Genomic DNA, 22,346 nt, shown 5'->3' with positions numbered 1-22,346 from the left:
CGTGGTGTGTTCGACCGTACCTCGCCAGAAAATGAAGATCCCCAGCACGAAGGGGCGAAGACGTCCGTGAAGTAGAGCTCTACTTCCTCGCCGGTCTCCGGCCCGTCTTCGGGGGTCGTGCTCTCGTACGCCCCTTTGTGGGGAGTTTGTTGGTTACCGCTCGATGTCCGTGGACTTGGGGGCGGCCTCGCGGCTGTTTGACCTCGGGCTGCATGATCTCGGGCTGCTCGGTCTCCGCAGCCGGCGCGGTTAGCTCCTTCAGCACCTGGTACCCACGGCTGTCACCGCATGCCTGGGCCAGGAACCGGTGCCCCACTTCACGTAGTGCTCCCTCCGGGCCCTCCCGCCGCCTGCCCATCCCTGTCCTCAAGGACCATGGCACGGTCGATCTCGGCTTGTGTCGGCGGAGCTATCTCCGTCACAGGCCGCTCTCCAGGAACTCAGCGGGCGGATGCACCTCGAGTGAGATGGCCGAGCCGCCCGGCATGTCGGTGGTCCAGGTGCCGAACGTGACCGTCTGGTCCAGCACCATGTACGGCTGTCCTGGAACGCCACTTTCAGGTGCCCAGTAGGCGAATCGGTAGGGCTCGCGGTTGAGCGCCCGCTCCTCGCGGTCGTTCCAGCACCGGGGGTGAGGGGGCTCGGGGAAGTCGGCGGCATCCCAGGGGCCGGTCCACGTGGGCGCACCGAGCACGCCCTCGGCGGCCTTGAGGAATGCCGGCCACGTTTCGTTCACGGTGTCGAAAACCGCACCGTTCTCCGCGGCGGTGTCAGCTCGCAGCTGCCAGGTGTAGTGCCTCAAGGTCACCAGCGGGCTCCACATTCCGCCCATCCGGTCGTAGAACGTCCAGCGTCCCCCACCCGGCGTCCGCACGTGCAACTGCCGGTCGAAGGTCAGCGGCTCCCAGCCGTACCGCCCGCACCACTCGTTGAACTCCCCGGACCCGCCCTGCGGCGGTCCCGACCACACCGACGGCCAGTCGTCGACGGCCCGCATGTTCGCCAGTTCGGCCGCAAGGTCCTGCGGCGTCCGATTGGTTGTCACCGTCAGCACTTTCATCCCCTCGTACGTGGTGTTTTTGACCGTACCTGGTCAGGAAGGGGAGGTTGCCGACACGAACCGGCCAGCTCGATCATGTGCATGAAGGTGCGAAGGTGCGAAGGTGCGAAGGTGCGGAGGTGCGCGGCCGCGGCTCACTCCCGCCCGCTGCTCAGGCCCGTCTTCGCCCCCGCCCCGCACAGCGGGACCACCGTCAGTCCCGGCCGTTGTGGTGTGGCGCGCACCGCCGCCCAGCAGGCCACGCCCGTCGACTCGACGAAGAGCCCCCGTCGTGCCAGGTCCACCTGGGCGGCGTGGAGCTGATCCTCCGTCACAGTCAGGAAGGTTCCGCCCGTCGCCCGTACCGCCCGCAGGATCTGGGCGGCGCGGGGCGGGTTCGGGATCGCGATGCCCTCGGCGAGGGTGGGGTGTACGGGTGCGGGCGCGAGGAGGGCGTCGGCGCCCGCGTGGAACGCCTCGGCCAGTGGGGACACCGCCTCGGCCTGTACGGCGACCAGGGCGGGGCGCGTGTCGACGAGCCCGTGGCCGTACAGCTCCTCGATGGCCAGGGCGGCGCCCAGGAGCAGGGTGCCGTTGCCGACGGGGACCACGAGCGTGTCCGGGAGCACGCCGCCGAGGTCCTCCCAGAGCTCGTACACGTACGTCTTGGTGCCGTGCAGGAAGTGCGGGTTGTAGACATGCGAGGCGTAGAACGTGCCGGGCTCGTCGGCGGCCGCGCGCGCCGCACGCGCGGTGGCCTCACGGTCGCCCGGGACGAGGTTCAGCAGCGCGCCGTGCGCCCGGATCTGCTCCAGCTTCTTCGGGGAGGTGGCCTCCGGTACGAAGACGGTGCAGTCGAGGCCGGCCCGCGCGCAGTAGGCGGCGATCGCCGTGCCCGCGTTGCCGCTGCTGTCGGCGAGGACGCGGCGTGGGGCCAGCCGGCGGGCGAGCTCGGCGAGCATGACCGCGCCGCGGTCCTTGAAGGACAACGTCGGCATGAGGAAGTCGAGTTTGGCCGAAACCGTATCGGTGAGCGGGACCAGGGGCGTGCGGCCCTCGCCGAGGGTCACCTGCGGGGTCTCGGTCGCCAGCGGCAGCACTTCCTCGTAACGCCACAATGAATTCACGCGTGACGCAAGGGACTCGAGTGACACGGGTGCGCCGGCGAACTCCAGATCCCAGGGGCCTCGGCACTGCGGACAACACCAGGTGAGGGCGTCGGCGGGGGCGTGGACCCGGCATCGCGGGCAGACGTAGGCGGTCATGGTCGTCAGCATGGCAGCGGTGTCGCGCACGTGTTAACGGACGCTCGGAGGCCTTGTGTGATTCCTATGGATCCGTCAATCTTTCGCTCGGCAGCCGGACGTTCGAAACGGTGTGGACACCTCGCGTCGTTTTGACATGTCCCTGCCGTTCCCCCACAGCAACGCACCACCTATGAGGAGGATCCCTCACATGTCAGTGATGCGTGACTCGCGGCGCAGACTCGTCGCCGCCAGCGCCATAGCCGTCGCCGCCCTCGCTCTCGGCACCGCCTCCGCTCTCCCGGCCACCGCGGCCGAGGCCGCCCCGGAAGGCGTCATCCAGAACGCCGGGGCACCCGGGACGATCGCGGGCAGCTACATCGTCACCCTGAAGGAGTCCGCCCCGGCGGAGACCTCCAAGGGCCGGGCGGTCGCGGCCAAGCACGGCGCGACGATCAAGAAGACGTACACCTCCGCGCTCAACGGCTACAACGTCGAGCTCTCGGAGACGCAGGCGAAGCAGCTCGCCGCCGACCCAGCGGTCGAGTCCGTCGTGCAGAACCGCGTCTTCACGGTCAGCGGCACGCAGCCCTCCCCGCCGTCCTGGGGCCTGGACCGGATCGACCAGAAGGCCCTCCCGCTGAACCAGAGCTACAGCTACCCGGACACCGCGGGCCAGGGCGTCACGGCGTACATCATCGACACCGGTGTCCGCATCAGCCACAGCGACTTCGGCGGCCGCGCCTTCAACGGCTACGACGCCATCGACAACGACAACGTCGCCCAGGACGGCCACGGCCACGGCACACACGTCGCGGGCACCGTCGCCGGTTCCTCCTACGGTGTCGCCAAGAAGGCCAAGATCGTCGGCGTCCGCGTGCTCAACAACCAGGGCTCCGGCACGACCGCGCAGGTCGTCGCCGGCATCGACTGGGTGACGCGGAACGCCGTCAAGCCGGCCGTCGCCAACATGAGCCTCGGCGGTGGCGTCGACTCGGCCCTCGACACGGCCGTGCGCAACTCGATCGCCTCGGGCGTCACCTACGCCGTGGCGGCGGGCAACGACAACTCCAACGCCTCCAACTACTCGCCCGCGCGGGTCTCCGAGGCCATCACGGTCGGCTCCACGACCAGCAGCGACGCCCGCTCCAGCTTCTCCAACTACGGCAGCGTGCTCGACATCTTCGCCCCGGGCTCCTCCATCACCTCGGCCTGGAACAGCAGCGACACCGCCACCAACACCATCTCCGGTACGTCGATGGCGACCCCGCACGTCGCGGGCGCGGCGGCGGTCTACCTCGGGGACAACCCGACGTCCACCCCGGCGCAGGTGTCGACGGCGCTGACCAACGCCGCCACGACGGGCGTGGTGACCAACCCGGGTACCGGCTCGCCGAACAGGCTGCTGTTCGTCGGTGGGGGCGGCACGACCCCGCCGCCCGGCCCGAAGTTCGAGAACACCGCGGACTACGCCATCGCCGACCACTCGACGGTCGAGTCCCCGGTCACCGTCAGCGGCGTCGCGGGCAACGCGCCCTCCGCGCTGCAGGTGCCTGTGAACATCGTTCACACGTACATCGGTGACCTGCAGGTGCAGCTCATCGCTCCCGACGGTACGGCGTACACGCTGAAGGGCTTCGGCACCGGCGGCAGCTCCGACAACATCAACACCACCTACACGGTCAACGCCTCCTCCGAGGTCGCGAACGGCACGTGGAAGCTGCGGGTGACGGACAACGCGAGCTGGGACACCGGGAAGATCGACTCCTGGGCGCTCCAGTTCTGAACAGCGGTACGTGAGTGAGGGGGCGGTCGCCGACGGGCGGCCGCCCCCTTCGTCGAGCGCTCTCTGTCACCCGGCGAGCAGGGCGCGCATCGCCTCGACCGGCAGAGCCGGGTTGGCGGCCGCCTCCTTGGACAGCTCGTCATCTTCAAGGAGTTGAAGAAGCCGTTCTTGAGGGAGGGCGGGGTTGCGGGCAGCCCCGGCACGCACGCGTGCGTCCGTATCCCGGGTGAGCGCCTCGGCGAGCCCGGGGTCGAGCCCCGGATCGAGCGTGGCCAGCAGGCGTACGGCGGGGTCCTCGGCGGTCCCGAAGCGGGCGCCGAGCCCGCCGACCGGGAACTGCGGCAGCCCGAGGAGCCGGTCGCGGTTCGCCCCCTCGTACTCCAGGTAGCAGCGCAGGAGCAGCTCCGGGGGCGCATCCGGGTGGTACTGCGCGAGGAGGACACGTACCCCCAGGTCGTCGTCGGCGGCGAGGAGTTCGACGATCTCCTCGGGCAGCTCCGGGTTGTGCGCGACGCGACGGCGCAGCAGGGGATGGGCCGACCGGGCGTAGGAGAGGGGTGCCCGGTAGGGATCCGCGCCCAGCCGGACGATCTCATCCGGCTCGACGACGTAGTCGATGGAGGCCCGCTCGGCCTCCGTGAGCTCGGGGCGTACGGAGACGGTGGTACGGACGGCGGGGTCCGCGTCGCGCGCGAGGAGGTCCACCAGGTCGCGGGGGAGGTCCGCCCGCCCCGCGACCTCACGGCGCGTCTTGGCGTCGGCGACCCGGGCTACGTGCGCCACGACGTCCGGTGGGGTGCTGTAGTTGTGCGCGAGGCACCACAGGTCGTCGTCCAGGCGCTCCTGGAGGAGCTCGTCGACGACCGCCCGGGAGAGCCGGCAGTTGACGAGGATGTGGGTGTGGGCGTGCGAACAGGCCCCGGGCAGCGCCCGCAACTGCCGTTCCATCTCCTCCGCGTCGTCCTCCGCCGCCCTCCGCTCGGCGGAGGCGCGGACGTCGGGGTGCGGGTCGGCGAGCAGGGCGGCGCGCCGCTCCTCGGACAACCCGGACCACATCTGCGTTCCGGTCCGCCTGACGGACGCCATGGGGTGCGTGGCGAGCGCGGAGTAGACCCGGGGCGGGATCTGGCCGGAGGAGAAGAGTGACTGCAGGTCGTCGTTCTCGTACGTCGTGAACATCCGGTCGATCACCCAGTCCGGCAGATACCGGGGCCATGTGTCCCACCCCGGTCCGTCGGCCAGCGTGGCCCGCACGAGCCAGTTCTCGTCGTCGACAAGCCGCCCGCGCACGTCCCCCGCCATGTGCGGGTTGCGGGCGAGGGCGCGCCGCACACGGGGCTCCGGATGGGCGAGGATCGCTTCCACCACCTCGTCCGGGAACGCACGTCGTTGCCGGCACAGAGCGGAGATCACGGCCCCGTCCTCGGAGTCGAGGAGCCTCAGGAGTACGTCAGCGGGTGCCGCCGGATTGAGCGCGAGTCCGCTCAGGACCATCAGCGCTTCCCCTCCCCTTTTCGCATCCCCTTCGAATCCCTTCGAATCCCCTTCGAAGACGTCGCCCGGATCGTCGCAGATGTCACCCGCGTACCGTCCCCGCTCCCGGACCACGTACGATGCGCGCGCCCGTTCGCATGTTCGCATCAGCCGCCCCCAACAGGAGCACCGTACTCGTGGAGCCCTCGCAGCCGCCCCAGGATCCTCAGCCGCCGCAGCAGGGCTGGCCCGCGCCTGAGCCGTCGAACCCGTACGGAGCCCCGGTCGGCGGCGCACTCGGTCCCTACGCGCCGTACGGGCCCTACGGACCCGGCGCCGTTCCCGGCCCCTACGGGACCCCGCCGCCCGGCACCAACGGTCTGGCCATCGCCTCCCTCGTCTCCGGCGTCGTCTGCTGCCTGCCGCCCCTCGGCCTGATCTTCGGCCTGATCGCCCTTCCGCAGATCAAGAAGAAGAACCAGACGGGCAAGGGACTCGCGATCGCGGGCATCGTCCTGTCCTCCATCAGCTGCCTCCTGCTGGTCCTCGGGCTGGTCACCGGCGGCTTCGGTGAGGCGTGGAAGGGCTTCAAGGAGGGCATGGACGAGGCGTCGCGCGCGGATTCCGCCTTCTCGCTGCGTACGGGCCAGTGCTACAACGTCGACGGCGACGTGGAGGCGTACACCTCGGACGTCGAGGTCGTCGACTGCGCACAGCCGCACGAGGGCGAGGTCACCGGCGGTTTCTCGCTCAAAGGCTTCACCAAGTGGCCCGGCGACAAGGCGATCGACGACCTCGCGACGGGGCGCTGCGAGACGATCGGCGCGGCGTACGCGATGGACACCTGGGCGTTCCCCGACGACGTCTACGACTTCTACTACTACCCCAGCAGGGCAAGTTGGCGGGCCGGCGACCGCACCGTCACCTGCTCGTTCATCGTCGACGGGGGCGATCCCCTCAAGGGCTCGCTGCGCAGTGACGCGACCACCCTCGACGCCCATCAGTTCCACTTCCTGCGGTCCGTGAACCCCATCGACACGGCCCTGACGATCGAGCCGGAAGAGGACGCGGACGTCGACCTCGCGGTGAACACCGCCTGGGCTCGGGAGGTCCACACCGCTGTCGTCCGCGCGGCCAGGGACCTGAAGACGCACCAGTGGCCGGGGGCTTCCGCCACTCAGGTCGCCGGCCTCGTCAAGGAGTTGGAGGCGTCCGCAGGGGCGTGGGACAAGCTGGCCCTGGCGGCGGACGAGGACGCCTTCTGGGAGCGGTACGACACCGCGTACGACTCCCTGCCCTCGCCCCTCGGCGGCGACGCGCGTACGGCCCTCGGGCTGGCCGGCGGCGAGGAGAGCGCCAAGACGGTCTGACGCGTCTCGCACAGCGAGCGGCGAGCGGCGCACGGCGCACGTCGAGCGGCGAGCGGCGAGCGGCGAGTGGCGAACGGCCGACGGGGCCGGGTCTCCTTCTTCAGGAGACCCGGCCCCGTCGTGTGCGGGCCGGAGCGGTGTGCCGGGTGCCGGCGGCCCGTGACCAGCCGCCGCCCCGCGGCCCACCGTCGGTGGCGGGCCGGCCCGCGGTCTAGCGGCGCCCGAGCCCCCGGTCGACCGCCGTGATCAGCTCGCCGTCGGGGGTGTCCCCGTCAAGCGACCAGAACATCGCGCCGCCGAGCCCCCGCGCGCGCACGTACGCCGACTTGGTGCGCAGCACCTGCGGGTCGTCGTACGTCCACAGGGTCGTCCCGTCGAACAGCCAGGCGTGGCCGTTCCTCCGGTCGCGGTGCACGGTGTACGTCCCCGAGTCCGCGAGCTTCTTGAGCGCCTTGTAGTCCTCGTAGCCGTTCGCCCAGGTCGCCGGGGCGGGGCCGGTCGCCGGCCGGCCGAGGCCGTCGCCGCCGCCCGTGACGCCCGTCCAGCCCTGGCCGTAGAACGGCATGCCCACGACGAGCTTGTGGGCGGGCGCGCCGCGGCGCAGCCAGTCGTTCACGGTCTGGTCGACGCTGAAGTCGTCCTTCGCGAAGAGCGCGGACTGCTGGGCGGTGGTGGACTCCCAGGAGCCGTGGAAGTCGTATCCCTGGAGGTTCACGAAGTCGAGATCCCGCATGATCCGGGGGACTTCGAAGCCCGCGTCGATCTTGGCGGGGGCGGTGGGGACGAACGCGGTCAGTTCGTAGTGCCCGCGCTTCTTCGTCGACCTGGCGTACGCGTCGAGCTGGGTGCGGAACTCCCGTACGAGCGCGGTGAAGTTCTGCTTGTCCTCGGGGCGGAACACCGTGTCGGTGTCGCCCGCCGAGGCCGGCCACTCCCAGTCGAGGTCGATGCCGTCGAAGAGACCCGCGGCGGCTCCCGCGCCGCCACGGGCGCCGTCGGCGGGCAGGTTGCCCTTGATGTAGAGGTCGATGCAGGAGGCGACGAAGGCCTTGCGGGAGGCGGGGGTGCGGGCCGCGTCGGAGAAGTGGGTCGACCAGCTCCAACCGCCCAGCGAGATCAGCACCTTGAGGCCGGGGTGTTTGGCCTTGAGCTCGCGCAGTTGGTTGAAGTTGCCGGCGAGCGGCTGGTCGGCGGTGTCGGCGACGCCGTCCACGGAGCCCGCCGCGTCGAGCGGGCGTACGTAGTCGGCCCAGGCGTCGGCCTCGCCGGGCACGTTGCCCGTGAAGCACTTTCCGTCCGGACTCACGTTGCCGAAGGCGTAGTTGATGTGGGTCAGCTTGGCCGCCGTGCCACTTGTCTCCAGGTCCTTGACCTGGAAGTTCCGTCCGTAGACGCCCCATTGGGTGAAGTAGCCGACCCGCTTGAGCGCGGGTTTCGCCGGGGTGGGGTGGTGGTCGGGGGCGCTCGCGCCGGCCGCCGGCGCGAGCGTGGCGAGCAGACCGAGGGAGACGGCGGCGATCGTCAGCCGGGAAAGGGTTCTACGACGCATGAGGCTCGTTCCTGTGCGTGTGCCGGAAGGGAGCTGTGCTCACAGGAACGTATTGGTCTGGACCATTGGGGTCAAGGCTTCGGTGCGTCATCGATGACTTTCGGCGGCTATACCTGCGGTAAGCGCAGGCGTAAAGGTAAGTCATCACTTCGGGTGAAACTTTGGCCCATGCTTGCGGCTGGACACCGAGGGTTGTCACTCTGTAGCTGTCCGTCAACCTGAGGGGAGTGTCCAGTGACGTTCGGTGAGCAGCCCGCCTATCTGCGTGTGGCGAGCGATCTCCGGGAGAAGATCGCCAACGGCTCGCTTCCGCCGCATACCCGGCTTCCTTCGCAGGCGCGCATCCGCGAGGAGTACGGGGTCTCGGACACTGTGGCGCTGGAGGCCCGCAAGGTGCTGATGGCCGAGGGGCTCGTCGAGGGCCGCTCGGGCTCGGGGACGTACGTACGGGAGAGGCCGGTGCCGCGCCGGATCGCCCGCTCCGGGTACCGGCCGCCGTCCGGCGCCAACCCCTTCCGGCAGGAGCAGGCGGCCGAGGGCGCGCGCGGCACCTGGGAATCCAGCAGCGAGCAGGAGCAGGCGAGCGCCACCGTGGCCGAGCGGCTCGGCATCGAGCCGGGGGAGCGGGTGATGCGCACGCGGTACGTGTACCGGGACGGGGGCGAGCCGATGATGCTCTCCACCTCCTGGGAGCCGCTCGCGGTCACCGGCCGGACGCCCGTGATGCTCCCCGAGGAAGGTCCGTTGGGAGGCTGCGGGGTCGTCGAGCGGATGGCGGCGATCGATGTGGTGGTCGACAACGTGGTGGAGGAGGTCGGCGCCCGCCCGGGGCTCGCTGAGGAGCTTCTCGCGCTGGGCGGTGTGCCCGGCCATGTGGTGATGGTGGTCGAGCGGACGTACTACGCGTCGGGGCGTGCGGTGGAGACGGCCGACGTCGTCGTCCCGGCCGACCGATACCGGATCGCCTACCACCTGCCGGTGCGGTGAAGCCTGTGGGGTGAAGCCTGTGGGGTGAAGCCCGGGGTGTGAAGCCCCGTGGGGTGAAGCCCGGGGCGCGAAGGCGCCGTTTCCCGGAGTTTACGGGGCGTCAACTGTCGTAACCCTCAGGCAATCGCGCGCTGCGACAGATTGTCATGCCCGGCTCCTACCTTCCACGTCCGTACCCGCAACCGGTCGGACGACAGGAGCCCTCATGACGGAAACGGTCACCACCGCCGAGTCCCCGGCGGCCGCCCCGCCTCCCCGCCGCAGCTACGCCAAACTGGCCGCCGACGAGAGCCGCGAGGACTACTCGCTGCGCTATGCGCCGCACTCCTTCCGGCGCTGGTCGCCCTCCATGGTGGCGGGCACCGCTCTCGGCGGCATCGCGTATCTCGCCGACTTCGCCATCGGCGCCTCGATCGTCTTCACCTACGGCTTCACCAGCGGCCTCGCCTCGATCCTCACCGCCGCGGTGATCATCTTCCTCACCGGCATCCCCATCGCCCGGGCCTGCGCGAAGTACGGCCTCGATATGGACCTGGTCACCCGCGGCGCCGGCTTCGGCTACTTCGGCTCCACCCTCACCTCCCTCATCTACGCCTCCTTCACCTTCATCTTCTTCGCGCTCGAGGGCTCGATCATGGCCCAGGCCATGCATCAGGCCGTCGGGCTGCCGGTCGAGATCGGCTACCTGGTCACGACCCTGATCGTGATCCCGATCGTCTTCCGGGGCATGGGCGCGCTCGCGAAGGTGCAGGCATGGACCCAGCCGATCTGGATCATCGGCATGGTGCTGCCCTTCGTCGTGCTCGCCTTCGAGGCCCCGGACGCCTGGGGCGCCTTCGGCTCCTTCGGCGGTACGGAAGGGGCCGGGGCGGGCTTCTCCTGGATCGGCTTCGGCCTCGGCACGGGCGTCGCCCTCTCCCTCATCGCCCAGATCGGCGAGCAGGCCGACTACCTGCGGTTCATGCCGGCCAAGACCGAGGCCAACAAGCGCCGCTGGAACCTCGCCGTGCTCGCCGCCGGCCCCGGCTGGGTGATCATCGGCGCGGCCAAGCAGCTCGGTGGCGCGTTCCTGGCCTTCGTCGCCCTGGAGGCCGTCGGCAAGACCCACGCCCTGGAGCCGATCGCCCCGCAGATCGAGGCGCTCAAGCCCTGGCTCGGCTCCTTCGCCCTGCCCGCGGCGGCGGTCTTCGTCATCGTCTCGCAGATCAAGATCAACGTGACCAACGCCTACAGCGGCTCGCTGTCCTGGTCGAACTTCTTCTCCCGCATCACGCACAAGCACCCCGGCCGGGTCTGGTACATCTTCCTCAACCTCGCCATCGCGCTGACGCTGATGGAGATGAACATGTTCGCGGCGCTGGGCAAGCTGCTCGGCTTCTACTCCAACGTCGGCATCGCCTGGATCGCCGCCGTCGCCGCCGACCTCGTCATCAACAAGCGGGCCGGCTGGAGCCCGCCGTACATCGAGTTCAAGCGCGCCTACCTCTACGCCGTGAACCCGGCCGGCTTCGGCGCCATGGTGATCGCCTCGACCGTCTCGATCCTCGCCTTCTTCGGTCTCTTCGGTACGTACGCGGAGGCGTTCTCGACGTTCATCGCCGCCGGTCTCGCGCTGGTCCTCTGCCCGCTGATCGCCTGGGCGACCAAGGGCAGGTACTACCTGGCCCGCCCCAACCCGGTGAACGGCCCCGACGTCGAGGTCGCGGAGGTGACGGCGACTCATGTCTGCGCGGTCTGCGAGACGGCGTACGAGCTGCCGGACATCGCCGACTGCCCGGTCCAGTCCGGGCCGATCTGCTCGCTGTGCTGCTCCCTGGACGCCGAGTGCGGCGACGTCTGCCGCAAGGACCCGGCGGCGGCCGGTCCGGTCCTGATGCCGGTGCCGACCGTCCCCAGGAGGGCCCCCGAGACGGCCCCCAAGGCCTGATCTTCGGCCTCCCTTCGTCGGTTCCCGGCCGGATCCGTACCTCTTTGTGAAAACCCGTATCCGCTGTGTAAAGGTCAGGCGTAAGGTCGGGCATATGCGGATTGCCATTTCAGGGAGATCCTTAGAGACGTCCGGACCGGCGGAGGGAGAAGCCCGATGACCGACAGTGGCCCTGTCCTTCCCTGGCTGGTCATACGCCAGGACGACAACGGCAACCGCTATCGCGTCGGGCGGTACGCGACAGAGGACGAGGCGCAGAAGGTGGCCGACAGCCTCGACGACCGCGGACACAAGCAGCTCTACTGGGTGGAGCGCATCGGCCAGCCCGCGATCTGACCACCGCGGGTACTCTCCGGCCATGACAGATCGCAGTGCGAGCGACCGCGTGGGCGACCGCGTGGTCGTGGTCGCCGGAGCCGTGTACGACCGGGGGCGTCTGCTGGCCGCGCGCCGCAGCGCCCCCGCCGAGCTGGCGGGGCGCTGGGAGTTGCCCGGCGGCAAGCAGGAGCCGGGCGAGAGTGCCCAGGAGGCCCTGGTTCGGGAGTTGCGCGAGGAGCTCGGCGTGGAGACGGAGCCGGGTGAGCGCATCCCCGGGGAGTGGCCGCTGAAGCCCGGCTACGTACTCCAGGTGTGGACCGCCCGGCTGCTCTCCGGCGAACCGCGCCCGCTGCAGGACCACGACGAGCTGCGCTGGCTGGCCCGCCGGGAGCTGGACTCCGTCGACTGGCTCGACCAGGACCGGCCCGCCGTCGCCGAGGCCGCGCGGCGGCTGCCGGCCGTCCCCGCGGACGGAGTGCGCGGCTGACGCTCTACGCCGTTCGTGCCACCGTGCGCCCGCTGGTCCACTCCCCGCGATATCCCGCCCTGAATATCGGGTATGTGCTGACTAACCCCCCGAAATAGGACGTGGGCCTTCCTTCTGGTGATGGGCTGGGGAAGTGATCGGGCGTGATCGACACCGAAGGCGACTGCGCCGAGTGGAACTTCCCGGCGGAGGCCAATGCCGTACGTACGGCGCGTCACGCGGTGCGCGACACGCTCCGTGCCTGGCGGATCGACACAGCGGTCGGTGATGTCACGGTCCTGCTGGTGAGCGAGCTGGTGACCAATTCCCTGCGCTACGCCTCCGGCCCCATCGGCGTCCGGCTGGTGCACCTCCAGCCGGACGGGGGCGACACCGCCCACCTCCCCGCCCTTCTCGTGGAAGTCTCCGATCCGCTTCCGGATCCGCCCACCGAACGCGCCGCCGGCCCCGATGACGAAGGCGGTCGCGGACTCCAGCTCGTGGCCTGTTCTGCTCGCCGCTGGGGTACACGCAAGGGCAGGACGGGCAAGACGGTGTGGTTCGAGCTGGCCCTGCCGGGTGAGTAAAGAGGGGTAGGGACGATCAACGGGGGCTCGGCCGGAAATGAACGAGACCAGCCTGTGATCGTGAACGTCGTGCCGTCGGGGGCCGTAGTGCTGAATACTGCGGGCATGGCCGGTCCGGTGCGGTGAGCTGGAGGGGACGGTCGCGTGAGCGAGATACCTGAGACGGCGAGCGGCGTCGTGTGGCAGAGCAGCCCGCCTGGCTCGATCTATGACTACATTCGAGTCGCCTCTTTCTCGATAGGGCCCGACGGGCTCGTCGACCAGTGGAGCCGACGGGCCGTCGAGCTCTTCGGCGTGCCCGCCGAACAGGCGATGGGCAAGGATCCGGTCGAGGCCTTCATGCCCGCCGACCTGCGGGAGCGTGGCCGTCGCCGGGTCGCGCAGATCCTCGACGGCAAGGAGTGGACGGGCCTCGTCCCCTTCCGCATTCCCGGGCAGGACCGCCGCGAGGGAATCGCCGAGATGTACGTCATGCCGAGCCAGACCCCGGCGGGGGAGCGGGCCGCGCTGTGCATCGTCGTCGACGTCCGCGCCCTGCGGCACATCGAGACCGACCTCGCCGCCTCGCAGGCTATTTTCGGCCAATCCCCCTTCGGCTTTCTCCTCTTCGGCACCGACCTCACCGTCAAGCGGGCCAATCAGCGCTTCGCCGCCGTCTTCGGCGGATCTGCCGACGACCACCGGGGCCGTACCGTCCACGACTACCTCACGCGCCCCGAGGCCGAGCGGATGACCGCCGCCCTCCAGCGCGTCCTGGAGACGGGCGAGTCCGTCACCGAGCTGCAGATCGTCGGAGCCCCTCCCGGCACCAGGGAGCGGCGCCACTGGTCGATCAACCTCTACCGCGTGCACAGTGGCTCCGGCCGCCCCGTCGGCGTCGCCGGACTCGGCATCGACGTGACCCGCCGCCACAACGCCGCCCGGGAGGCGGCCAGTGCCCGCCGCAACCTCGCCCTGCTCAACGAGGCCGGCGCCCGCATCGGCAACTCCCTCGACCTGGAGGCCACCGCCCGCGAACTGCTCGCCGTCGCCGTCCCCGGCTTCTGCGACCTGGCCTCCGTCGACCTCTACCAGGGCCTGCTGACCGGAGACGAGGCCCCGCCCGGACGGTGGGGGACCTCCCACGACGTCGGCTACGGGGCCGGCAGCGCCGAGCTGCGCAGGGTCGCCTTCGCCAGCGCCGTCTCCGACACCCCGCTCCGCACGCCCGACCCGGCCGACGGCACCGGCGAGGACGCCGGCTGCTGCGGCCCCGGGCCCGTCGAGGTCGGGTCCGTCCACCGCTACCCGTTCAACTCGCCCTGCGCCGGAGCGCTGCGCACCCGACAGGTGAGGACGGTCCCCGGCGGCGACGGCAGCCTCGTCCACTCCACCCTCGTCGTGCCGATGGTCGCCCACGACACCGTCGTCGGCCTCGTCCAGTTCTCCCGTACCAAGGGCAGCGAGTCCTTCGGGGAACGGGACCGCGCCCTCGCCGTCGAGCTCGCCGCCCGCGCGGCGGTCTGCATCGACAACGCCCGCCTCTACCGCCGCGAACACGAGCGGGCCCTCATCCTGCAGCGCAGCCTGCTCCCGCCCGGCGACCCCGAGGCCGCGGGCCTGGACATCGCCTGCCGCTACCTCCCCGGCACCACCGCCACCGAGGTCGGCGGCGACTGGTTCGACGTCATCGAACTCCCCGGCCACCGCACCGCACTGGTCATCGGGGACGTCATGGGCCGCGGGCTGCGCGCCGCCGTGGCCATGGGCGAACTGCGCACCGCCGTCCGCACCCTGGCCCAGCTCGACCTCGAACCCGCCGAGGTCCTCTCCCACCTCGACGAGATCGCCCGCGGACTCGGCGCCCCCGCGGGCGCCCAGCAGAGCGCCCGCGCCCACAAGGCCCGTGGGCCGGAACTCTCCGAGGTCTACCTCGCCACCTGCGTCTACGCCGTCTACGACCCCGTCACCCGGCGCTGCACCTTCGCCAACGCCGGCCATCTGCCCCCGGTCCTCGTCGAACCAGGCGAGAAGGCCCTGCTGCTCGACGTGCCCCCGGGGATGCCGCTCGGTGTCGGCGGCGAACCCTTCGAGGAGGTGGAGGTCGAACTGCCCGAGGGCTCGCTGCTCGCCCTCTACACCGACGGACTCGTCGAGTCCCGCGACCATCCTCTCGACGAGGGGCTGTGCGCCTTCCGCAGCGCGCTCACGGACGCGGCGCTTCCTCTCGAGGACGTCTGCGACCGCGTCCTGACCACCCTCGACACCCAGCACGGCGAGGACGACATCGCCCTGCTCATGGCCCGTATCCAGGGACTGCCGGGCGACGCGGTGGGGGACTGGCGGCTGTCCAGGGAACCCCGCTCGGTCGGCCGGGCCCGCGAACTGGCCCGCGCCCAGCTCACCGCCTGGGGCCTCGAACCGCTGGTGGACACCGTCGAACTGCTCGTCAGCGAACTGGTCACCAACGCCCTGCGCTACGGCGAGGGCGAGATCCGGCTGCGGCTGCTGCGCGACCGCACCCTGGTCTGCGAGGTCTGGGACGCCGGCCTGGTCCAGCCGAGGCGCCGCCGGGCCCGGGACACCGACGAGGGCGGCCGCGGACTGCAGCTGGTCGGACTCCTCAGCGAGGCCTGGGGCTCGCGCCGCACGCCCCGCGGCAAGACCGTCTGGTTCGAACTGCCCCTGCCGGACGGCGACGACGTCGCCGAACCGACCGTGGAGCAGCTGCTGAGCATGTTCTGACCAGTGCCGCACCATCCCGCGGGCCCGGCCGCACACCGCCCGGGCCCGCCGCAGGGCGACTCCTAGCCCTTGAGCGCCGCGAGCCGCGCCTCGATCTCCGCGCTGTCGCCGAGAGCGTCCAACTGCTCGAACTGGGCGTCCAGCGAGGAGGCGGCCAGCTCCTGCTTGCCCATCGCCTTCGCCTCCTCGCGGCGCACCTTGTCCTCGAACCGGCTCAGCTCGCTCGTCGGGTCCAGGACGTCGATGTTCTTCACCGCGTCCATCATCTGGTTCTGCGCCCGGGCGGACGTGGCCCGCGCCACCAGCTCGTCGCGCTTCGCCCCGAGCGCGTCCAGCTTGGCCTTCATCTGCTCCAGACCGCTCTTGAGCTTCTCCACCACCTCGGTCTGCGCGGCGATCGTCGGCTCGGCCGTCCTCGCCTCCTTCTCCGACTGGAGCTGGCGTCCCAGCGCCACCTTCGCCAGGTTGTCGAACCGGTCCGCCTCCGCCGTCTGCCCGCCGGCCCGCAGCCCGTCCGCCTTCCTGCTCGCGGCCAGGGCCTTCTCGCCCCACTCCTTCGCCGCGTCCACGTCCTCCTGGTGGTCCTGCTCCATCAGGCGCAGATTGCCGATGGTCGCCGCCACCGCCTGCTCCGCCTCCGCGATGTTGCCGGTGTAGTCGCGGATCAGCTGGTCGAGCATCTTCTGCGGGTCCTCGGCCTGGTCCAGCAGGGCGTTGATGTTGGCCTTCGCCAGCTGGGCGACCCGGCCGAGGACGGTCTGCTTGGTCATGCTTGTTCTCCTTGGACGCGATGCGCGTGACATGGTCAGAAACGGCCGCCGCCGCCCAGCCGGCCGCGCGTGCCGCCGCCGCCGAAGCTGCCGGGCCCGCCGCCGAAACCTCCACCCCCGAAACCTCCACCACCGAAACCCCCTCCGCCTCTGCCGGAGCCTCCGGAGCCTCCTCCGGAACCTCCGCCGAACAGTCCGCCGAGGATGATGCCGCCGAGCACCGCACCGCCGAGCCCGCCGCCGCCTCCTCCTGCCTCTGTTACACCGCCCAGGCCGTTCGGGTTCCCGAACATGCGGACGTCCTGCTCGGCGAGGTCCTGTGCCCGCCGCGCCAGCGCGTCCGCCTGCTGGGCCTCGGCGAGCGCGGCCTGCGGGTCCCCGGCGGCCGCGAGGTCCGTGGCCTTCTCCAGCCGGCGCTGCGCCTCGGCCAGCCGGGTACGGGCCTCCGCTCCGACGGCCCCGCGATGCGTCGTGATGTAGTCGGTGGCCGCCCCGATCGTGGAACGGGCGGTCAGCATCGCCTGGTCGAGGAGCGCGCGGGCGCGCCGCGTGCCCGACTCGCGCTCCCGCGCGCCCTCCAGCGCCTCGTCGAGCGCCGCGTCGGCCTCCTCGACCCGGCGCAGCGCGTCGATCGGGTCGTAGTGGCCCGCCTCCACCATCTGCCGTACGTCGGCGACGACCGACTCCGCGCGGGCGATACGGCCCCGCAGGTCGGCGGTGGAGACCCCCTCGGGCGTCCCCTCCAGCAGGCCGTGCGCGTCGGCGAGGTCGGCCTCGGTCTCGGTGAGCGCGTTGGGCAGAGCGCCCACGGCCTCCGCGAGTTCCTGGGCCCGCCGGTCGACGGCCTCGCCGAGCCGGGACGCCTGGTCGACGGCGCCCTCGGCCGCGCGGATGTGGACCGCCGCGACGCCGTTGTCGCCCGTGTCGACGGACTGCCGGGCCTGGTTCAGATGGGTCGTCGCGAACACCAGCCGGTCCTTGGCCTGTTCGACGGCGCTCGCGACGGGGGAGGCCGCCGACTCGGCGTATCGCTCCCGCATCGCGGCCAGCGCCGCCTCCGCCGTGCTCACCCGCCCGGTCTGTTCGCGGAACGCGGCCTCGGCGGTGGTCAGGGCCTGCGGGGCGTTGCGCTCCAGGGCCCGCAGGCGGTCGAAGTCCTCGGACTCCGCGTCCAGCCGGGTGTTCGCCTCGGCGCAGCGCCCGAGGATCTCGTCGAGCATCGAGCGGCGGGTCGCGTCGTCCTCCGGGAACGCGTCGTCGAGCTGCTGCCGCAGCCGGAACGCGGCCGTCAGCTCCTCCTTCGCGAACGCCACCGCCTCGGTGAACGGCTGCACCGCCTCCTCGCCGAACTGGGCGGTCGCGAAGCCGAGTTCCTCCTGGCTCGTACGGACGGCGTCGTCGGTGGCGACCAGAGCGTGCCGGGCCTGCCCGTCCAGATCGGACAGCGGGAGCTCCGCCGGCTCCTTCGGTGTGCCCCGGCCAGGCGCGCCCCGGCCCGGTTCGCCCTTCGGCTTCGTGACGGGTGGCCGGCTCTGCCGGCGGCGCTTGGTCCAGGCGTACGCCGCGACGGCGCCCGCCACACCGACGAGGACGACCGGGAGGATGAGGTCCGACCCGGGGCTTCCCTCGTCGGCCGCGGTGCCGGGGTCGGCGGCGCCGGGGGTGATGGTGGGTGCGGGCACGGGCTCACCGGCGAGCACGGCGTCGTAGCCGTTCGCCGCGCCGATCGCGGCTCCGGCCCAGTCGTTCCGGCGCAGCGCGGGCTCGATCGCGGTCTGTGCCACGTCGTCGAGCTGTGCCTGGGTGAAGCGGGAGCCGGTGTCCGCCGAGTAGCCGTACTGCCGGTCGTGCGTGGCCACCGCGAGCAGGACGTCGTTGACGCCCAGGCCGTTGCGGTCGGCCGTGGCGTCGGCCCAGCTCTGGGCCTGCCGGCCGGAGAAGTCCCGTACGTAGACGACGAAGAGCTGGACCCTCTGGTCGTCGTAGAGCCGGTCGAGGGCCCGGACGACCGCGCTGCGCCGGTCACCCAGCGCGTCCACCGTGTCGGTGATCTGCCCTTCGCGGGACAGCACGACGGGGTCGTCGGCACGGGCGTCGTGAACGGCGGGCACGACCAGCCACCACGCCGCCACCAGCACCGCGAGGAGGGCTCGGGTGGCTATTCGCGTCACATGGGGAGGTTATGTCCCGTACTGTCCCCTCGCGACCCGGCGGAAACCGTTTCGCCGGGCCCGACGTCACTGTCGGTAGCCACATCTAAGGTGGCGATCACACCACGACGACGATCTTGGGGGGCTCCGGTGGGCGGACGTGTACGAGGCTGGTGGCGGCGGGGACGCTGGGTCGTTCTCGGCCTCGTCCTGCTTCTGGTCCTGCCTCCGGCAGGCAGCGCCCTCGCGCTGCGGATCAACTACGCGGGCGACCTGCGCGAGGGGACGCAGAGCCGCGGCAAGGACGCCATCTGGCTGGGCCATGCCTGGGTGGACGGGCGGAAGAAGGACGCCGACCTCGCGGCGTTCGCCGCCCGGATCAAGGGGACCGGGATACGCGACCTCTACGTCCACGCCGGTCCGCTGGAGCACGACGGCACCCTTCCCGCGGCCCGCTACCCCCGCGCGAAGTGGCTGATCGAGAGCGTGCACCGGACGATGCCCGGGATACGGGTGCACGCGTGGCTGGGAGACATCCTGGCCACCGAGGGACCTGAGGGGCTGCGGCTGGAGAACGCGGTCTCGCGGGCGGCCGTCGTGGGCTCGGCCCGGCAGATCCTGGACGCCGGCTTCGACGGCGTCCACTTCGACCTGGAGCCCCTGCTCTCGGACGACGGGAACTACCTGTCCCTGCTCGACGACCTGGGCGAGCTGACGAGGGCCCGCAAGGTGCCTCTCTCCGTCGCCGCCCACCAGATCGACCCGCTGCCGGCCGCCCACACGGTGAACGGCGCGCTCAGCGGCAGCGAGAAGTGGTGGTCGCAGGAGTTCTTCGGGCAGGTCGCCCGCCGCGTCGACCAGATAGCCGTCATGTCGTACGACACCTGGATGCCGCTGGAGAGTCTGTACGGCGGTTACGTCGCCCAGCAGACCAGCCTCGCCCTCGAGGTCACGCCGGAGGACACCGACCTCCTCATGGGCCTGCCGTTCTTCCACGAGGACGACCTCGGCCACCACGACTCGGCGGAGACCGTCGCGGCGGCGATCCGCGGCACCCGGCTGGGCCTGGGGCGCACGGACCCCGACCGCGAACGGTTCGGCGTCGCGCTCTACGTCGACTTCGCCGCGAAGGAGGGCGACTGGGCGGCCTACCGCGAGGGCTGGCACTGACCGGGGGCGGAATGCACCCCGCCAGAGATCCGGCCAGAGATCCGGCCAGAGACCCGGCCAGAGACCCCCGGCCAGAGGAGGCACCCCACCCAAGGGACCCGCGGCCTACTCTCCCCGCCTGCGGATCTTGTTCCCCAGCCACACCAGCGGGTCGTACTTCCGGTCGACGGCCCGCTCCTTCAGCGGGATCAGCGCGTTGTCGGTGATCTTGATGTTCTCCGGGCACACCTCGGTGCAGCACTTCGTGATGTTGCAGTACCCGAGCCCGTGCTCGTCCTGCGCGGTCCGCTTCCGGTCGAGGCCCGCCTCCGGGGCGGCGTCCAGCGGGTGCATGTCCAGTTCGGCCACCCGCATCAGGAAGCGGGGCCCGGCGAACGCCGTCTTGTTCTCCTCGTGGTCCCGCACCACATGGCAGGTGTCCTGGCACAGGAAGCACTCGATGCACTTGCGGAACTCCTGCGAGCGCTCCACGTCCATCTGCCGCATCCGGTACTCGCCCGGAGCGAGCCCCTCCGGCGGCACGAAGGCCGGGATCTCGCGCGCCTTCGCGTAGTTGAAGGACACGTCCGTCACCAGGTCGCGCACCACGGGGAAGGCCCGCAGGGGCGTGACGGTGATGGTCTCCGTACGGTCGAAGACCGACATCCGGGTCATGCACATCAGGCGCGGACGGCCGTTGATCTCGGCGGAGCACGAACCGCACTTGCCTGCCTTGCAGTTCCAGCGCACAGCGAGATCCGGTGCCTGTGTGGCCTGCAACCGGTGGATGATGTCGAGCACGACCTCGCCGTCGTTCACCTCGACCGTGAAATCCCGCAGGTCCCCGCCGCCCGTATCGCCGCGCCACACCTTGAAGGCGGCCTGATAGCTGCTCATTCGTAGAGCTCCTCTTCGGCCAGGTACTTGCCCAGCTCCTCCTTCTCGAAGAGGGCGAGCAGGTCGGCTCGGATGGGTTCCGTACGGGTCCGCTCCAGGGCGACCGCGGCCGGACCGCCGTCGTCCACCAGGTGGCACAGCAGGTTCACCGGCCGCCACTCCCGGTCCATCGACGGGTAGTCCTCCCGGGTGTGCCCGCCGCGGCTCTCGGTCCGCGCCAGCGCCGCCCGGGCCACGCACTCGCTCACCAGGAGCATGTTGCGCAGGTCGAGCGCCAGGTGCCAGCCGGGGTTGAACTGCCGGTGCCCCTCGACCCCGGCCCGCCGCGCCCGCTCGCGCAGCTCCGCGATCCGCTCCAGGGCCTCGGCCATCTCGCCCTCCCGCCGGATGATGCCGACGAGGTCGTTCATCGTCTGCTGGAGCTCCTGGTGCAGCGTGTACGGGTTCTCGGCGGACGGCTCCCCGGACGCGCCGAACGGGGCCAGCGCCTCGGCGGCCGCGGCCTCGATCCCCGCCTCCGCCTCGATCCCCGCCTCCGCCACCACCGTCCGGCCGACGCCGGTCGCGTACTCGGCCGCGTGCCACCCCGCCCGCCGCCCGAAGACCAGCAGGTCGGAGAGCGAGTTGCCGCCCAGCCGGTTGGAGCCGTGCATGCCGCCCGCGACCTCACCGGCCGCGTAGAGCCCCGGGACGCCCACCGTCGCCGCCGTGTCCGAGTCGACCGCGACGCCGCCCATCACGTAGTGGCAGGTCGGCCCGACCTCCATGGCCTCCGCCGTGATGTCCACGTCCGCCAGCTCCTTGAACTGGTGGTACATCGACGGAAGCCGCCGCTTGATCACCTCGGCGGGCATCCGCGTCGACACGTCCAGGAACACCCCGCCGTGCGGCGAGCCCCGCCCAGCCTTCACCTCGGCGTTGATGGCCCGCGCCACCTCGTCGCGCGGCAGCAGCTCGGGCGGGCGCCGGTTGTTCTCCGGATCCTCGTACCAGCGGTCGCCCTCCTCCTCCGTCTGCGCGTACTTCTCCTTGAAGACGTCGGGGACGTAGTCGAACATGAACCGCTTGCCCTCGGAGTTGCGCAGCACACCGCCGTCGCCGCGCACCGATTCGGTGACCAGGATCCCCTTCACGGACGGCGGCCAGACCATCCCGGTCGGATGGAACTGCACGAACTCCATGTTCACCAGCGGCGCGCCCGCGAGCAGCGCGAGGGCGTGCCCGTCGCCGGTGTACTCCCACGAGTTGGAGGTCACCTTGAAGGACTTGCCGATCCCGCCGGTCGCCAGGATCACCGCCGGCGCCTCCAGGACGAAGAAGCGGCCGGTCTCCCGCTCGTAGCAGAACACCCCGGTGACCCGGCCGCCGTCGTCCTTGAGGACCCGGGTGACCGTGCACTCCTGGAAGACCTTCAGCCGGGCCTCGTAGTCCCCGGTCTCGCGGTGGTCCTCCTGCTGCAGGGCGACGGTCTTCTGCTGGAGCGTGCGGATCAGCTCCAGGCCGGTCCGGTCGCCGACGTGCGCGAGCCGCGGGTACTCGTGACCGCCGAAGTTGCGCTGGGAGATCCGGCCGTCCGGCGTGCGGTCGAAGAGCGCGCCCCAGGCCTCCAGCTCCCACACCCGCTCGGGAGCCTCGCGCGCGTGCAGCTCGGCCATCCGCCACTGGTTGAGGAACTTCCCGCCGCGCATGGTGTCGCGGAAGTGGACCTGCCAGTTGTCGTGGGCGTTGACGTTGGCCATGGACGCGGCAATGCCCCCTTCGGCCATCACCGTGTGGGCCTTGCCGAAGAGCGACTTGCAGATCACCGCCGTACGGGCGCCGCGCTCGCGCGCCTCGATCGCCGCGCGCAGCCCGGCGCCCCCCGCGCCGACCACGACCACGTCCCACTGCTGCCGTTCGACTTGGGCCAT

General features: G+C 71.1%; 17 protein-coding genes. 9 read left to right on the top strand and 8 right to left on the bottom strand.

From position 1 onward, the window contains the following. Nucleotides 1–418 precede the first annotated feature (418 nt). Both FDM97_RS29650 and FDM97_RS29645 read right to left on the bottom strand, forming a co-directional pair. Complete coding sequence (locus FDM97_RS29650; protein ID WP_137993561.1) at nt 419–1,045, bottom strand: hypothetical protein; 627 nt, start codon at nt 1,043–1,045, stop codon at nt 419–421. Nucleotides 1,046–1,194: 149 nt separating this feature from the next. Beyond that, nucleotides 1,195–2,304 (bottom strand): threonine synthase, encoded by a 1,110-nt coding sequence (locus tag FDM97_RS29645; RefSeq protein WP_254705797.1) that lies wholly within the window; start codon nt 2,302–2,304, stop codon nt 1,195–1,197. A gap of 190 nt (nt 2,305–2,494) precedes the next feature. Between FDM97_RS29645 and FDM97_RS29640 the strand changes: the two genes are divergently transcribed. Then, nucleotides 2,495–4,069, top strand: coding sequence for a S8 family peptidase (locus tag FDM97_RS29640; RefSeq protein WP_137993560.1), 1,575 nt, complete (start codon nt 2,495–2,497; stop codon nt 4,067–4,069). Nucleotides 4,070–4,135: 66 nt separating this feature from the next. Here FDM97_RS29640 and FDM97_RS29635 read toward each other — a convergent pair whose 3' ends face one another. Beyond that, the gene (locus tag FDM97_RS29635) at nt 4,136–5,563 is read right to left on the bottom strand and encodes a translation initiation factor 2 (RefSeq protein WP_137993559.1); all 1,428 of its coding nucleotides are present in this window, start codon (nt 5,561–5,563) and stop codon (nt 4,136–4,138) included. Between the two features lie 176 nt (nt 5,564–5,739). Here FDM97_RS29635 and FDM97_RS29630 point away from each other — a divergent pair, with 176 nt between their 5' ends. Next, nucleotides 5,740–6,912: a DUF4190 domain-containing protein gene (locus FDM97_RS29630; protein WP_175439275.1), complete on the top strand. Its 1,173-nt coding sequence runs from the start codon at nt 5,740–5,742 to the stop codon at nt 6,910–6,912. 211 nt (nt 6,913–7,123) lie between these two features. Here FDM97_RS29630 and FDM97_RS29625 read toward each other — a convergent pair whose 3' ends face one another. Next, nucleotides 7,124–8,461 (bottom strand): glycoside hydrolase family 18 protein, encoded by a 1,338-nt coding sequence (locus tag FDM97_RS29625; RefSeq protein ID WP_137993557.1) that lies wholly within the window; start codon nt 8,459–8,461, stop codon nt 7,124–7,126. Nucleotides 8,462–8,695: 234 nt separating this feature from the next. On the opposite strand from FDM97_RS29625, the gene FDM97_RS29620 reads away from it, so the two are divergent. The 6 genes from FDM97_RS29620 (at nt 8,696) to FDM97_RS29595 (ending at nt 15,470) form a co-directional block, all read left to right on the top strand. Beyond that, nucleotides 8,696–9,448: a GntR family transcriptional regulator gene (locus tag FDM97_RS29620; RefSeq protein ID WP_137993556.1), complete on the top strand. Its 753-nt coding sequence runs from the start codon at nt 8,696–8,698 to the stop codon at nt 9,446–9,448. Between the two features lie 205 nt (nt 9,449–9,653). Continuing rightward, on the top strand, nt 9,654–11,375 hold the full coding sequence (locus FDM97_RS29615; RefSeq protein ID WP_137993555.1) for a purine-cytosine permease family protein: 1,722 nt from the start codon (nt 9,654–9,656) through the stop codon (nt 11,373–11,375). Nucleotides 11,376–11,531: 156 nt separating this feature from the next. After that, entirely contained in the window at nt 11,532–11,711 is a 180-nt protein-coding gene (locus tag FDM97_RS29610; protein ID WP_137993554.1) for an SPOR domain-containing protein, read from the top strand. Between the two features lie 22 nt (nt 11,712–11,733). Then, the gene (locus FDM97_RS29605; protein WP_137993553.1) at nt 11,734–12,180 is read left to right on the top strand and encodes a (deoxy)nucleoside triphosphate pyrophosphohydrolase; all 447 of its coding nucleotides are present in this window, start codon (nt 11,734–11,736) and stop codon (nt 12,178–12,180) included. Nucleotides 12,181–12,323: 143 nt separating this feature from the next. Further along, the gene (locus tag FDM97_RS29600; protein WP_137993552.1) at nt 12,324–12,746 is read left to right on the top strand and encodes an ATP-binding protein; all 423 of its coding nucleotides are present in this window, start codon (nt 12,324–12,326) and stop codon (nt 12,744–12,746) included. Between the two features lie 144 nt (nt 12,747–12,890). Beyond that, entirely contained in the window at nt 12,891–15,470 is a 2,580-nt protein-coding gene (locus tag FDM97_RS29595) for a SpoIIE family protein phosphatase (protein ID WP_137993551.1), read from the top strand. Nucleotides 15,471–15,532: 62 nt separating this feature from the next. Here FDM97_RS29595 and FDM97_RS29590 read toward each other — a convergent pair whose 3' ends face one another. Together FDM97_RS29590 and FDM97_RS29585 are read right to left on the bottom strand one after the other, a co-directional pair. Continuing rightward, nucleotides 15,533–16,240, bottom strand: coding sequence for a PspA/IM30 family protein (locus FDM97_RS29590; RefSeq protein WP_137993550.1), 708 nt, complete (start codon nt 16,238–16,240; stop codon nt 15,533–15,535). 35 nt (nt 16,241–16,275) lie between these two features. Further along, nucleotides 16,276–18,411 carry a TPM domain-containing protein gene (locus FDM97_RS29585; RefSeq protein ID WP_137993549.1) on the bottom strand — a complete coding sequence of 712 codons (2,136 nt, stop codon included), beginning with the start codon at nt 18,409–18,411 and terminating at the stop codon, nt 16,276–16,278. A gap of 129 nt (nt 18,412–18,540) precedes the next feature. On the opposite strand from FDM97_RS29585, the gene FDM97_RS29580 reads away from it, so the two are divergent. Further along, on the top strand, nt 18,541–19,560 hold the full coding sequence (locus FDM97_RS29580; RefSeq protein ID WP_137993548.1) for a glycoside hydrolase family 18 protein: 1,020 nt from the start codon (nt 18,541–18,543) through the stop codon (nt 19,558–19,560). A gap of 105 nt (nt 19,561–19,665) precedes the next feature. Here the strand turns inward: FDM97_RS29580 and FDM97_RS29575 are convergent, their stop codons facing one another. Beyond that, nucleotides 19,666–20,436 (bottom strand): succinate dehydrogenase/fumarate reductase iron-sulfur subunit, encoded by a 771-nt coding sequence (locus FDM97_RS29575; RefSeq protein ID WP_137993547.1) that lies wholly within the window; start codon nt 20,434–20,436, stop codon nt 19,666–19,668. Further along, entirely contained in the window at nt 20,433–22,346 is a 1,914-nt protein-coding gene (locus tag FDM97_RS29570) for a fumarate reductase/succinate dehydrogenase flavoprotein subunit (RefSeq protein WP_137993546.1), read from the bottom strand. The genes FDM97_RS29575 and FDM97_RS29570 overlap by 4 nt, the downstream gene beginning before the upstream one ends.

It is taken from the genome of Streptomyces vilmorinianum, assembly GCF_005517195.1.
Classification (GTDB): domain Bacteria; phylum Actinomycetota; class Actinomycetes; order Streptomycetales; family Streptomycetaceae; genus Streptomyces; species Streptomyces vilmorinianum.
This window is presented reverse-complemented; position numbering and strand designations above follow the sequence as displayed.

Excerpts from the sequence above, each read along its gene's own strand:
- FDM97_RS29645 (WP_254705797.1), bottom strand. The coding sequence starts at position 2,304 with ATGACCGCCTACGTCTGCCCGCGATGCCGGGTCCACGCCCCCGCCGAC.
- FDM97_RS29640 (WP_137993560.1), top strand. The coding sequence starts at position 2,495 with ATGTCAGTGATGCGTGACTCGCGGCGCAGACTCGTCGCCGCCAGCGCC.
- FDM97_RS29635 (WP_137993559.1), bottom strand. The coding sequence starts at position 5,563 with ATGGTCCTGAGCGGACTCGCGCTCAATCCGGCGGCACCCGCTGACGTA.
- FDM97_RS29625 (WP_137993557.1), bottom strand. The coding sequence starts at position 8,461 with ATGCGTCGTAGAACCCTTTCCCGGCTGACGATCGCCGCCGTCTCCCTC.
- FDM97_RS29615 (WP_137993555.1), top strand. The coding sequence starts at position 9,654 with ATGACGGAAACGGTCACCACCGCCGAGTCCCCGGCGGCCGCCCCGCCT.
- FDM97_RS29610 (WP_137993554.1), top strand. The coding sequence starts at position 11,532 with ATGACCGACAGTGGCCCTGTCCTTCCCTGGCTGGTCATACGCCAGGAC.
- FDM97_RS29605 (WP_137993553.1), top strand. The coding sequence starts at position 11,734 with ATGACAGATCGCAGTGCGAGCGACCGCGTGGGCGACCGCGTGGTCGTG.
- FDM97_RS29590 (WP_137993550.1), bottom strand. The coding sequence starts at position 16,240 with ATGACCAAGCAGACCGTCCTCGGCCGGGTCGCCCAGCTGGCGAAGGCC.
- FDM97_RS29575 (WP_137993547.1), bottom strand. The coding sequence starts at position 20,436 with ATGAGCAGCTATCAGGCCGCCTTCAAGGTGTGGCGCGGCGATACGGGC.
- FDM97_RS29570 (WP_137993546.1), bottom strand. The coding sequence starts at position 22,346 with ATGGCCCAAGTCGAACGGCAGCAGTGGGACGTGGTCGTGGTCGGCGCG.